Annotated in this window: 9 protein-coding genes; 7 read left to right on the forward strand and 2 right to left on the reverse strand. The window is 65.9% G+C overall.

The features are described from left to right. Positions 1-88 precede the first annotated feature (88 nt). The 5 genes from B6S44_RS18195 (at position 89) to B6S44_RS18215 (ending at position 7,933) form a co-directional block, all read left to right on the forward strand. Positions 89-2,383 carry an NADP-dependent malic enzyme gene (locus B6S44_RS18195; protein WP_129158289.1) on the forward strand — a complete coding sequence of 765 codons (2,295 nt, stop codon included), beginning with the start codon at positions 89-91 and terminating at the stop codon, positions 2,381-2,383. Between the two features lie 172 nt (positions 2,384-2,555). Next, positions 2,556-4,178: a peptide ABC transporter substrate-binding protein gene (locus B6S44_RS18200; RefSeq protein WP_206735187.1), complete on the forward strand. Its 1,623-nt coding sequence runs from the start codon at positions 2,556-2,558 to the stop codon at positions 4,176-4,178. 112 nt (positions 4,179-4,290) lie between these two features. Next, positions 4,291-5,211, forward strand: coding sequence for an ABC transporter permease subunit (locus tag B6S44_RS18205; protein ID WP_129158290.1), 921 nt, complete (start codon positions 4,291-4,293; stop codon positions 5,209-5,211). Positions 5,212-5,214: 3 nt separating this feature from the next. Next, positions 5,215-6,336: an ABC transporter permease subunit gene (locus B6S44_RS18210; RefSeq protein ID WP_129158291.1), complete on the forward strand. Its 1,122-nt coding sequence runs from the start codon at positions 5,215-5,217 to the stop codon at positions 6,334-6,336. A gap of 1 nt (position 6,337) precedes the next feature. Then, complete coding sequence (locus B6S44_RS18215; protein ID WP_129158292.1) at positions 6,338-7,933, forward strand: ABC transporter ATP-binding protein; 1,596 nt, start codon at positions 6,338-6,340, stop codon at positions 7,931-7,933. Positions 7,934-8,018: 85 nt separating this feature from the next. Here B6S44_RS18215 and B6S44_RS18220 read toward each other — a convergent pair whose 3' ends face one another. Next, positions 8,019-9,134: a branched-chain amino acid ABC transporter substrate-binding protein gene (locus B6S44_RS18220; RefSeq protein ID WP_248309644.1), complete on the reverse strand. Its 1,116-nt coding sequence runs from the start codon at positions 9,132-9,134 to the stop codon at positions 8,019-8,021. 81 nt (positions 9,135-9,215) lie between these two features. Between B6S44_RS18220 and B6S44_RS18225 the strand changes: the two genes are divergently transcribed. Then, positions 9,216-9,863, forward strand: a complete 648-nt coding sequence (locus B6S44_RS18225; protein WP_129158293.1) for a CGNR zinc finger domain-containing protein — start codon at positions 9,216-9,218, stop codon at positions 9,861-9,863. A 162-nt stretch (positions 9,864-10,025) separates the two neighbouring features. Next, on the forward strand, positions 10,026-10,883 hold the full coding sequence (locus B6S44_RS18230; protein WP_129158294.1) for a D-amino-acid transaminase: 858 nt from the start codon (positions 10,026-10,028) through the stop codon (positions 10,881-10,883). A gap of 80 nt (positions 10,884-10,963) precedes the next feature. Here the strand turns inward: B6S44_RS18230 and guaD are convergent, their stop codons facing one another. Next, on the reverse strand, positions 10,964-12,289 hold the full coding sequence (gene guaD, locus B6S44_RS18235; protein ID WP_248309645.1) for a guanine deaminase: 1,326 nt from the start codon (positions 12,287-12,289) through the stop codon (positions 10,964-10,966). Positions 12,290-12,296 lie beyond the last annotated feature (7 nt).

Consider the following 12,296-nt stretch of genomic DNA (forward strand, 5'->3'; position numbering starts at 1 on the left):
GTCTTTCGCCACTTGGCTCGGCTTGACGCCCACCCCCTTTCCGCGCGACCTCGTCTGCAAGCAACGGCGGCGCAGAGGAAGCGTGGGGATGGCTAAGAGCACATTGTCGGCGGATCTTCGTTCGGGCGCGCTCGTCTACCACCGCCTTCCCAAGCCCGGTAAGCTCGAGATCCAGGCGACCAAACCTCTCGGCAACCAACGCGACCTGGCGCTCGCCTATTCGCCCGGCGTCGCCGCTGCCTGCGAAGCGATCGTCGACGACCCCGGCGAGGCGGCCGAGCTGACCTCGCGCCAGAACCTCGTCGCCGTCATCACCAACGGCACCGCCGTGCTCGGCCTCGGCGACATCGGCCCCCTCGCCTCCAAGCCGGTGATGGAAGGCAAGGCCGTCCTGTTCAAGAAGTTCGCCGGCATCGACTGCTTCGACATCGAGGTCGAGCAGAAGAACATCGAGAAGTTCGTCGAGGTCGTCGCGGCGCTGGAGCCGACCTTCGGCGGCATCAATCTCGAGGACATCAAGGGCCCGGAGTGCTTCGAGATCGAGGAGCAGCTCAAGGCCCGGATGAACATCCCGGTCTTCCATGACGACCAGCACGGCACGGCGATCATCGTCGGCGCCGCCGTCCTGAACGGGCTCGACCTCGCGGCTAAGAAGATCGCCGAGGTCAAGATCGTCGTCTCCGGCGCCGGCGCCGCCGCGCTCGCCTGCCTCAATCTCCTCGTATCGCTCGGCGCCCGCACGCAGAACATCTGGGTCACCGACCTCGACGGCGTGGTCTACAAGGGCCGCAACACGCTGATGGACCGCTGGAAGGAGGTCTACGCCCAGGAGACCGAGGCGCGCACGCTCGCCGAGGTGATCAGCGGCGCCGACATCTTCCTCGGCCTCTCGGCCGCCGGCGTGCTGAAGCCCGAGATGGCCAAGCAGATGGCGCCGAAGCCGCTGATCCTGGCACTCGCCAACCCCAACCCCGAGATCACGCCGGAGGATGCGCTTGCCGTCCGCCCCGACGCGATGATCTGCACCGGCCGCTCGGACTATCCGAACCAAGTCAACAACGTCCTGTGCTTCCCCTACATCTTCCGTGGCGCGCTCGACGTGCAGGCGACGACGATCAACGAGGCGATGAAGCTCGCCGCGGTGCGCGCCATCGCCGCCCTCGCCCGCGAGGCGACCTCCGATATCGCCGCACGCGCCTATGGCGGCGAATCCCAGACCTTCGGCGCGACGTCGCTGATCCCAAACCCGTTCGACCCGCGCCTGATCCTGCGCATCGCACCGGCGGTGGCGGAGGCGGCAATGGCCACCGGCGTCGCCAAGAAACCGCTGATCGACATCGAGGCCTATCGCGAGGACCTGTCGCGCTTCGTCTTCCGCTCCGGCTTCCTGATGAAGCCGCTCTTCGCCAAGGCGAAGGCCGATCCGAAGCGGGTGATCTATGCCGAGGGCGAGGATGAGCGGGTCCTGCGCGCCGCCCAGATCGCGATCGAGGAGGGCATGGCGATCCCGATCCTGATCGGCCGCCCCTCGGTGATCGAGACCCGCGTCAAGCGCTTTGGCCTGACGATCCGGCCCGGCATCGATTGCGAGCTGATCAACCCGGAGGACGATCCGCGCTATCGCGATTACGTCCAGACCTATCTCGACATTGCCGGCCGGCGTGGCATCACACCGGAAGCGGCGCGCTCGCTGGTGCGCACCAACAACACCGTGATCGCGGCACTCGCCGTCGTGCGCGGCGAGGCGGATGCGATGATCACCGGCCTCGAAGGCCGGTTCCTCTCGCGGCTGCGCCATATCCGCGACATCATCGGGCTCGAGCCCGGCGTCTGCGACCTCGCGGCGATGACGCTGATCATCACGAGCAAGGGCGGCTTCTTCCTCGCCGACACCCATGTGAAGCATGATCCGACGGCGGAAGAGATCGCCGACATGGCGGTGCTGGCCGCGAGCCACGTCACGCGTTTCGGCATCGAGCCGAAGATCGCCCTGCTCTCGCATTCGGATTTCGGCGCAGCCGACACGCCGAGCTCGATCAAGATGCGCAAGGCGGGCAAGCTGATCCAGGAGCGCGCGCCGGAGCTGGAATGCGACGGCGAGATGGAGGCTGACACCGCCCTTGTCGCCGCCATCCGCGAGCGGGTGCTGCCCTCATCGCGCCTGAAGGGCATCGCCAACGTCCTGATCTTCCCCAATCTCGACGCCGCCAACATTGCCTACCAGTTCGCCAAAGTGCTGGCTGATGCACTTCCCGTCGGACCGATCCTGATCGGCGCAGCCAAACCCGTGCACGTCCTCACCGGCTCGGTGACGGCGCGCGGTGTCGTCAACATGACCGCGGTCGCGGTGGCGGAGGCGCAAGGGCGAGCAGCCACCGGCTGACCTTGGGAAAGGCTCTGTTGAAGTCGTTTCTGAGCCAGCTTTCAAAAGCGGGACAGTGGCTTAGCATGAGTGGTTGATACCGCCTTTTCGCTCTTGGCGCGCGTGGCGCGATAGGCTCATACTTCCCGTCAGGAGCGGGAAGGGGCCCGTCCGAAGAGTTCGGAGAGCGCTCATGGTTGAGATCCACCGTCAGTCCGGAATCCGGCGTGCCATCCGGCCGCTCGCGCTGGCGAGCGGCCTTTTTCTTGCGCTCGCTGGCGCTGCCATGGCGCAGGTCGTGTTCCATCGCGGCAATGACGGCGATCCCGAGACGCTCGATTCGCACAAGACCTCGACGGTGAGCGAGGCGCATCTGCTGCGCGATCTCTCCGAAGGCCTGGTGATCCACCATATCAACGGCGAGGTCGTGCCCGGCGTCGCCGAAAGCTGGACGATGGCCCAGGACGGCAAGAGCTACGCCTTCAAGCTGCGCGCCAACGCCAAATGGTCGAATGGCGACCCGGTCACGGCGGGTGATTTCGTCTTCTCGTTCCGGCGCATGGTCAATCCGGAGACGGGCGCGAAATACGCCAACATCCTCTACCCGATCCGCAATGCCGAGAAGATCAACAAGGCGAGCGACGGAGCTAAGCTCGAAGACCTCGGCGTCAATGCGGTCGACGAGCGCACGCTCGAAATCACGCTTGAGCGCCCGACCCCATATTTCCTCGAATTGCTGACGCACCAGACCGGGCTGCCGGTCCACCCGGCTTCGGTCCAGAAGTTCGGCAAGGACTTCGTCAAGCCGGAGAACTGGGTCTCGAACGGCGCCTACACGCTGAAGGAGTTCGTGCCGAACTCGCATATCCGCCTGGAGAAGAACAAGGCCTTCCACGACGCCGCGAACGTCAAGATCGACACGGTCATCTACTATCCGACGCCCGATTTCTCCGCCGCAGCCCGCCGTTTTCAGGCTGGCGAGCTGCAGATGACATCGGACATTCCGGCCGACCAGATTCAGCAGTTGCGCGAGAAGCTCGGCAAGGAGCAGGTCAAGGTCTCGCCCTATCTCGGCACCTATTTCTTGATCATCAACACCGCCAAGAAGCCGTTCGACGACATCAGGGTGCGCCGCGCGCTCTCGCTGGTGATCGACCGGGAGTTCATCGCCGAGGAAATCTGGGGCGGCACCATGCTGCCGGCCTATGGCGTGATCCCGCCGAATATCGGCAACTATGGCGAACGCGCCGAAGCCGACTTCAAGGGCACCTCCCCGCTCGACCGCGAGGACGAGGCCAAGAAGCTGCTCGCCGCAGCCGGCTTCGGGCCGGGCATGCCGCTGCGCCTGCAGCTACGCTACAACACCACCGACAACAACCGCCGCACCGTGATCGCCATCGCCGAGCAGTGGAAGGCGATCGGCGTCGAGACCAGCTTCATCAACACCGACGGCAAGACCCATTTCGCTTTGCTGCGCGACGGCGGCGATTTCGATATCGCCCGCTATGGCTGGATCGGCGATTATTCCGACCCGCAGAACTTCCTGTTCCTGTTCCAGAGCGACAACACCGGCTTCAACTCCGGCAAGTACAACAACCCGCAATTCGACGCTCTGATGAAGCAGGGCGCCGAGGAGATCGACATCGCCAAGCGCGCCGCGATCCTGCGCGAGGCGGACGCGATCCTCGCCGCCGACGTTCCCTGGATCCCGGTGCTCTACTACTCCTCGAAGAACCTGGTCTCGCCGAAATTGCAAGGCTTCCAGCAGAACCTGCGCGGCGCGCTGCCGACGCGGTTCATGAGCCTGAAGCCGTGACTGAAGCACGTCATGGCCGGGCTTGAGCCGGCCATCTCAGGCCGAAGCGGGCAACCGCCAGCTGTCATGAGATGCTCGGGTCAAGCCCGAGCATGACGTAGGGACCAGCCCCGTGCTCACCTACATCCTGCGCCGCCTTGCCGCCGCGATCCCGACCCTGTTCGTGATCGTGACGATCTCGTTCTTCCTGATGCGCGTCGCGCCGGGCGGGCCGTTCGATCTCGAGCAGGCGCTCGAAGCCAAGGTGATGGAGAACCTGCGGCGCATCTACAAGCTCGACCAGCCGCTGTTCCAGCAATACCTGACCTATCTCGGCGCCCTGCTGCGCGGCGATTTCGGCCCGTCCTTCTATTTCCGCGACTTCTCGATCGGCGAACTGTTCGCGCAGGGCCTGCCGGTCTCGATCCGGCTCGGCGCCTCGGCACTGCTGCTGGCGCTTGCGATCGGCGGCCCACTCGGCATGCTCGCCGCCTTCCGCCAGAACCGCGCCGCCGACCATGCGGTGATCGGCTTCGCCACCGCCGGCATCACCATTCCGAACTTCGTCGTCGCGCCCGTCCTGCAGATCGTTTTCGGGCTCACACTGGCCTGGCTGCCGGTCGGTGGCTGGAACGGCGGCGCCTTCCGCAACACGGTGCTGCCGATCGTGACCCTCGCTTTGCCCCAGATCGCCGTGATCGCCCGAATGACGCGCGCGGCGATGATCGAGACGCTGCGCGCCAACCATATCCGTACCTTGCGGGCGCAGGGCCTCTCGACCACGACCATCGCGCTGCATGCGGCGCGTGGCGCGGCGCTGCCGGTCGTGTCCTATCTCGGGCCGGCGGCGGCGAGCCTGCTCACCGGCTCGGTCGTGGTCGAGACGATCTTCGCCATTCCCGGCATCGGGCGCTATTTCGTCGAGGGCGCGCTCAACCGCGACTACACGCTGGTGATGGGCACGGTCGTCGTCGTCGCGATCTTCGTGCTGCTCTTCAACCTCATGGTCGACATCCTCTACGCGCTGCTCGACCCGCGCGTCAGGCTGGAGTGAGCGATGAGCGACACGACCGCCTGTTCCATCCCGCCCATCGGCCGCTCGCTCTGGCAGGACGCCCGCATCCGCCTGCTGCGCAACCGTGCCGCGGTGGCGAGCCTGATCGTGCTGGCGCTGATGATGCTGGCCTGCATCGTCGGCCCGCTCATGACCGGCCATGCTTACGACCGTGTCTATCAGGACTATGTCCGCGTCCCCGCCAGCCTCGCCTCATATCCAAAGGCCGAGGGACTGCCGGCGGCCGTGCAGCGCATCGCGTCTCGTATCAGGGCCACTCCCAGCGATGTCGTGGCCGAGGCAACTCGCGTCAGGCTGGTCCTGACTGCGCAGCGGCCGATCGACCAGCGCCTGCTCGTCTATTTCGACCGCTCCGATCAGTTCGGCACACCGGTGATCACCGGCAGCGAGCAGGAAGGGCGACGCCTCAGTCTCGACGTCCCGATCAAGCGCCAATACTTCCTGTTCGGCACCGACTCGAACGGGCGCGACCTGCTCACCCGCACGCTGATCGCCGGCCGCGTCTCGCTCGCCATCGGCCTGCTCGCCACCGGGGTCGCGCTGGTGATCGGCGTCGTCTATGGCGCGACCGCCGGCTATCTCGGCGGGCGCATCGACATGGTGATGATGCGCATCGTCGACGTCCTCTATTCCCTGCCCTTCATCTTCTTCGTCATCCTGCTCGTCGTCTTCTTCGGCCGGAACTTCATCCTGATGTTCCTCGCCGTCGGCGCGATCGAGTGGCTCGACATGGCCCGCATCGTCCGCGGCCAGGCGCTCTCGATCAAACGGCAGGACTATGTGCTGGCGGCCGAGGCGCTCGGCGTCTCGACCGGCGGCATCCTCAAGCGCCATGTCATACCGAACACGCTCGGGCCGGTCGTCGTCTACGTCACCCTGCTGGTGCCGAAGGTGATTCTGCTCGAAAGCTTCCTCTCCTTCCTCGGGCTCGGCATCCAGGAGCCGATGACGAGCTGGGGGGTGCTGATCTCGGACGGCGCCCGCGCCATCCAGGCGACGCCGTGGATGCTCACCTTTCCTGCCACCTTCCTGGTGACGACGCTGTTCGCGCTCAACTTCCTCGGCGATGGCCTGCGCGACGCGCTCGACCCTCGGGATCGCTGAGATGGCGAGCGACCCGATCCTCGCCATCCGCAATCTCAAGGTCCGCTTCCGTACCAATGATGGGCCGTGCGAAGCCGTGCGCGGCATCGATCTCGATGTCGGCCCGGGCGAATTCGTCGCGGTCGTCGGCGAATCCGGCTCGGGCAAGAGCCAGAGCGTGATGGCGGCGATGGGCCTCCTCGCCAGCAATGGCGAGGTTTCCGGCGCGATCCGCTATCGCGAGGTCGATCTCATCAAGCTGCCGCCCACGGTCCTGAACAGCTATCGCGGCCGGAAGCTCGCGATGATCTTCCAGGAGCCGATGACCTCGCTCGATCCGCTGTTCCGGATCGGCACGCAGATGGCGGCGCCCTTGTGCAAGCATCAGGGCCTGTCGCGCAAGGCGGCGCGGGCGCGGGCGCTGGAACTGCTGAAGCTGGTGCGGATTCCGTACCCCGAACGCAGGCTCGATTCCTACCCGCACGAACTCTCCGGCGGTCAGCGGCAGCGCGTGATGATCGCGATGGCACTCGCCAACGATCCCGACATCCTGATCGCCGACGAACCGACGACGGCCCTCGACGTCACCATCGAGGCTGAGATCCTCGCCCTGATCGCCGAGCTCCGGCAGCGGCTCGGCATGGCGGTGATCCTGATCAGCCATGACCTCGGGCTGGTCCGCAAATATGCCGAGCGCGTCTATGTGATGAAGGCCGGCGAGGTGGTCGAGAGCGGGCCGGCGCAGGCGATCTTCGAGACGCCGCAGCATCCCTACACCAAGGCGCTGCTCGCGGCCGAGCCGCATGGCCACAAGGCACCGCCACCGCCCGATGCGCCCGTGCTGCTCGAAGCCCGCGACCTGCGCGTCAGTTTCGACCTGTCGCGCGGCTTCCTGAAGCGCGAGCGGGTGACGCTGCACGCCGTCGACGGCGTCGACCTGACGCTGAAGCGCAGCCAGACCATCGGTATCGTCGGCGAATCCGGCTCGGGCAAATCGACGCTGGGACGCGCCCTGCTCAGGCTCCTGCCCTCTTCTGGAACCGTCCGCTTCGAGGACCGGGCACTGGCTCCGCTCGACCGCGCCGCGATGCGCCCCTTGCGACGAAGCCTGCAGGTCGTGTTCCAGGATCCGTTCGGCTCGCTCTCGCCGCGCCTCACCGTCGGCGAGATCATCACCGAGGGGCTGCTCGTCCACGAACCAGCCCTGTCGCGAGCCGAACGCGAGCGACGGGCGGCGGCGGCTCTGACCGAAGTCTGCCTCGACCCTGCGCTCCGCAATCGCTACCCGCACGAGTTCTCGGGCGGCCAGCGCCAGCGCGTCGCCATCGCCCGCGCCATGATCCTGCATCCGGCGCTGGTGGTGCTCGACGAGCCGACCTCGGCGCTGGACCGCACCGTGCAGCAGAGCATCGTCGCCCTGCTGAAAGACCTGCAGGCGAAGCACGACCTCTCATATCTCTTCATCAGCCACGACCTCGCCGTCGTCCGCGCCATGGCCGACGAGATCATGGTGATGAAGGACGGCAAGGTCGTCGAGCGCGGGCCGACCGAGGCGATCTTCGAGGCGCCACAGCAGGATTACACCCAGCGCCTGATCGCAGCAGCGCTGAAGTGCTGAAACGAAAACGCCGCTTCGCCTTGAGCGAAGCGGCGTCCTGCCGGCGTCCGGCCAGGAGGCCACCAACGCCGGCTAGCTGAAGCTCTTAGTTCTCGACATAGGTGATCTTGCCGTCCGTCCCCTTCTTCCAGGTGTAGACGGTGTAGTCGAGATTGGTGCGGTCGCCCTTCTTGTCATAGGACATGTCGCCGAGCACGGTCTTGAACGTCATCCCCGAATGCATCGCGGCGGCGACCTTCTTGGGGTCGAGCGATTTCGCCTGCTCGGCCGCCTGCTTCATGATCTGGACCGCGGCGTAGGAGTAGAGCGTGTAGGCCTCGGGATTGATGCCCTTGACCTCGAAGCGCTTGACGACCTCGGCGGCGGCGGCGCGCTTGCGCGGATCGGGCGGGAAGGTCATCAGCGTGCCCTCGGTGCCCGGACCGCCGATCACCGCGTACTCGTCGGAGGTGATGCCGTCGGCGCCCATCGCCACCGTCGTCAGGCCCTGGTCGCGCATCTGGCGGACGATCAGGCCGAGTTCGGTATGCAGCCCGCCCCAATAGAGCAGGTCGGCCTTGGCCGATTTGATCTTCGAGACCAGCGCTGAGAAATCCTTCTCGCCGGTGTTGACGCCTTCATAGAGCGCTTCCTTGATGCCGGCGGCATGCAGGCCCTTGCGGGTCTCTTCGGCGAGCCCCTGGCCATAGGTCGTCTTGTCGTGGACGATGACGATGACCTTGCCCTTGAAGGTCTTGGCGATGTGGCCGGAGGCGACGGCGCCCTGCTGATCGTCGCGGCCGCAGGTGCGGAACACATTCCACAGCCCGCGCTCGGTGATCTTCGGGTTCGTCGCCGAGGGGCTGATCATCAGCATGCCGTTTTCGGCGTAGACCTCGGAGGCCGGCATGGTAACGCCGGAGTTGAAGTGGCCGACCACCCATTTGACGCCGTCGCCGACGAACTTGTTGGCGACCGAGACGCCCTGCTTGGGGTCACCGACATCATCGCCCGTTGAAATCACGATCGTCTGGCCAAGGATGCCGCCCGCGGCATTGATGTCGGCAACCGCCTGCTCGGCCCCGTTCTTCAATTGCGCCCCGAAAGCGGCGTTTGCTCCCGTCATCGGGCCGGCAACGCCGAGCTTGATCTGCGCCAGCGCCGCGCCTTGCGACATCGCGAGCACGCCAGCGGCGAGCATCGCGGCCCAGTTGGTTCTCATGTCCGTTCTCCTCCACGGTTCAATCCGTGGCCGGACGCTAAGCCGCTTGATTTAACCTGTAAATCACAGATAGATGGTTACATGACTGTCGATCGTACAGGCGGCTCAAGCCGGGCCGGTTCATTGCCGCTGGTCGCGAGCGAGCTCGCCTTCGACTTCACCAACACTGCTTCGGATCGTGGCGACCCGAACGAGCTCGAGCACCTGCGCGAGGGGCGTGATGTCGTGATCTGGGCGGGGCATGCCAAGGCGATCAGCGACAGCGACCGGGACGCCGCATTGGCCGCGGTCGCAGCCGATGCCGGACTGGCGGCGCGCCTGCTCACCGACGCGCTCGACCTGCGCGACACGATCTACCGGATCGGCGCTGCCCTCGCTCGCCGCCAGCCGCCGACCGAGGCGGACCGGATGCAGCTGGCCGGCATCCATGCGCATTGCCTGGCCTGCGCCAAGCTGTCCCCGTTCGGCGACGGTTTCGTCTGGCGCTGGGACGCCGCCCAGACGCTGAGCGAAGCGATCCGCGGACCGATCGCGCTTTCGGCCCTCACCGTGCTGACTCAGCAGAACCTCGCCCGCATCAAGCAATGCGAGGGCGACCATTGCGGCTGGCTGTTCTTCGACACCACCAAGAACCGGCTGCGGCGCTGGTGCGAGATGGCGGTCTGCGGCAACCGCGCCAAGGTCCGCGCGTTCAGGACCCGCCATTTCGAGGCGAAGACGGTGGGTTGAAGTTGGTTTATCGCGCTTTCTTCACGCGAACCGGTATCCGCCTCGTTCGAAAATGCTCTGGCGCCGCCTTGCATCTGACGCCGGTCGGCAAACCGGCATGATATCTCGCTTCATGCGACCGGCTCGGCTAGGAAAGTCCGTCCTTCCGCACGAGACCATCCCATGAGCCGCACCGTCTACGTCAATGGCGCCTACCTTCCCGAGGAAGAGGCGACGATCTCGATCTTCGACCGCGGTTTCATCTTCGGCGACGGCATCTACGAGGTTTCGGCGGTGCTCGGCGGCAGGCTGGTCGACTGCGAGGCGCACCTCGCCCGGCTGGAACGCTCGGCCGGCGAGATCGGTCTCGGCCTCCCCTGCTCGCGCACCGAACTCGTCGCGATCCACGAAGAGTTGATCGCCCGCAACACGCTCGACGAAGGCAGCATCTATCTGCAGGTCTCGCGCGGCGCTGCCGATCGCGACTTTCCGTTCCCGAAGGGCGTGACGTCGTCGCTGGTGCTGTTCACCCAGGCGCGCCAGTTCGCCGACACCCCGCTGGCGAAGACCGGCATCAAGGTCGTCAGCACGCCGGACCTGCGCTGGGCCCGCCGCGACATCAAGAGCGTCAACCTGCTCGCGCCGGTGCTGGCCAAGCAGTTTGCCGCCGAAAACGGCGCGCAGGAAGCCTGGATGATCGAGGACGGCGTCGTCACCGAAGGCGCCTCGTCGACCGCCTGGATCGTCAAGGGCAAGACCCTGATCTCGCGCCCGCTCTCCCACAAGGTGCTGCCCGGCATCACCCGCACGGCCGTGCTCGCCTTCCTCGCCGAGAGCGGCTTCTCGTTCGAGGAGCGCGAGTTCACGCTTGAAGAGGCGCTCGACGCCGAGGAGGCCTTCATCACGTCCGCCACCAGCCTGGTGATGCCGGTGACGACGATCGACGGCCACAGCATCCACAACGGCGCGCCGGGCCCGGCGACGATCCGGTTGCGCGAGATCTATCTCGACCACGCCCGCAAGGGCGGCGTGTTGGGCTGATTGCGCGTCATGCTCGGGCTTGACCCGAGCATCTCACAACAAGAGGGCGCCCTACCCTGCAAGAGATTCTCGGGTCACCGCTACGCGGCGCCCGAGAAAGACGGGTACTCCACTCGCTCCCCCATCACATAAGTGGCCACCACATTCCGCTCGTCGCCGAGCGTGACCAGCACGAAGAGCTCCTCGGCGAGATCACGCACCGTCTCCAGCCGATGCGCCATCACCCGCGTCGCAGCGGGATCGAGCACAACGACGTCCGCCTCGCGCCCCAGCTCGAACGAGCCCATCAGGTGATCGAGGCCGAGCGCAGCCGCATTGCCCAGCGTGATCGCATGCAGCGCCTCGAAGGCCGAGAGCGACTGCCCCTGCAGTTGCAGGATCTTGTAGGCCTCGGCCATGGTGCGCAGCATCGAATAGGAAGTGCCGCCGCCGATATCGGTCGCGACGGCGACCTTGACACCCTCGCGGCGGGCGCGATCCCAATCGAACAGGCCTGAGCCGAGGAAGAGGTTCGAGGTCGGGCAGAAGACGGCGACCGCGCCATGCTCGGCGAAGGCGCGCCATTCGCGCTTGGTCATGTGGATGCAGTGGCCGAGCAGGCTCTTCTTTCCCAGCAGGCCGTAATCCTCATAGATGCCGGCATAATCGGCGGCAGCAGGATAGAGCTCGCGGGCGAAGGCGATCTCGGCCCGGTTCTCGTTGATATGGGTCTGGACGAAGCAGTCGGGATGTTCCGCGACCAGCCTCGTTGAGGCCGCCATCTGCTCCGGCGTCGAGGTCACGGCGAAGCGCGGCGTGATCGCGTAGAGCTGGCGGCCCTTGCCGTGCCAGCGTGCGATCAGATCCTTGCTGTCGGCATAGCCGCTCTCGGCCGTGTCGGTCAGCGCCGGCGGGGCGTTGCGATCCATCATCACCTTGCCGGCGATCATGCGGGTGTTGCGCCGGTGCGATTCGGCGAAGAAGACTTCGGCCGACTGTTTGTGTACCGAGCAGTAGACCGCCGCCGTGGTGGTGCCGCTCGCCAGCATTTCGTCGAGCAGGAAGATGGAGAGTTTTTCAGCATGGCCCTGCTGGGCGAGCTTCTGCTCTTCGACGAAGGTGTATTTGTTCAGCCACTCCATCAACTGCGCGCCATAGGAGGCGATCACCTGCGTCTGCGGCATGTGGATATGGGCGTCGATGAAGCCCGGCATGATCAGATGCGGACGGTGGTCGGTGATCGCGGCGCCGCCCGGCAGCGTCGGCAGCAGGTCCTTCGCCTCGCCGGCGGCCCGGATCAGGCCGTTCTCGATGACGAGCAGCCCATCCTCGACATAGCGATGCGCGGCCTCACCGACCGCATGCGGATCATCGACGAACCAGAGGAGCCGGCCGCGCAGGGCCGAGGTCGCGCCGTCTTTGCTCAAGGTTCGC

It is taken from the genome of Allobosea sp. Tri-44 (genome assembly GCF_004123845.1).
Classification (GTDB): domain Bacteria; phylum Pseudomonadota; class Alphaproteobacteria; order Rhizobiales; family Beijerinckiaceae; genus Allobosea.

Excerpts from the sequence above, each read along its gene's own strand:
- B6S44_RS18215 (WP_129158292.1), top strand. The coding sequence starts at position 6,338 with ATGGCGAGCGACCCGATCCTCGCCATCCGCAATCTCAAGGTCCGCTTC.
- B6S44_RS18195 (WP_129158289.1), top strand. The coding sequence starts at position 89 with ATGGCTAAGAGCACATTGTCGGCGGATCTTCGTTCGGGCGCGCTCGTC.
- B6S44_RS18225 (WP_129158293.1), top strand. The coding sequence starts at position 9,216 with ATGACTGTCGATCGTACAGGCGGCTCAAGCCGGGCCGGTTCATTGCCG.
- B6S44_RS18210 (WP_129158291.1), top strand. The coding sequence starts at position 5,215 with ATGAGCGACACGACCGCCTGTTCCATCCCGCCCATCGGCCGCTCGCTC.
- B6S44_RS18230 (WP_129158294.1), top strand. The coding sequence starts at position 10,026 with ATGAGCCGCACCGTCTACGTCAATGGCGCCTACCTTCCCGAGGAAGAG.
- B6S44_RS18200 (WP_206735187.1), top strand. The coding sequence starts at position 2,556 with ATGGTTGAGATCCACCGTCAGTCCGGAATCCGGCGTGCCATCCGGCCG.
- B6S44_RS18220 (WP_248309644.1), bottom strand. The coding sequence starts at position 9,134 with ATGAGAACCAACTGGGCCGCGATGCTCGCCGCTGGCGTGCTCGCGATG.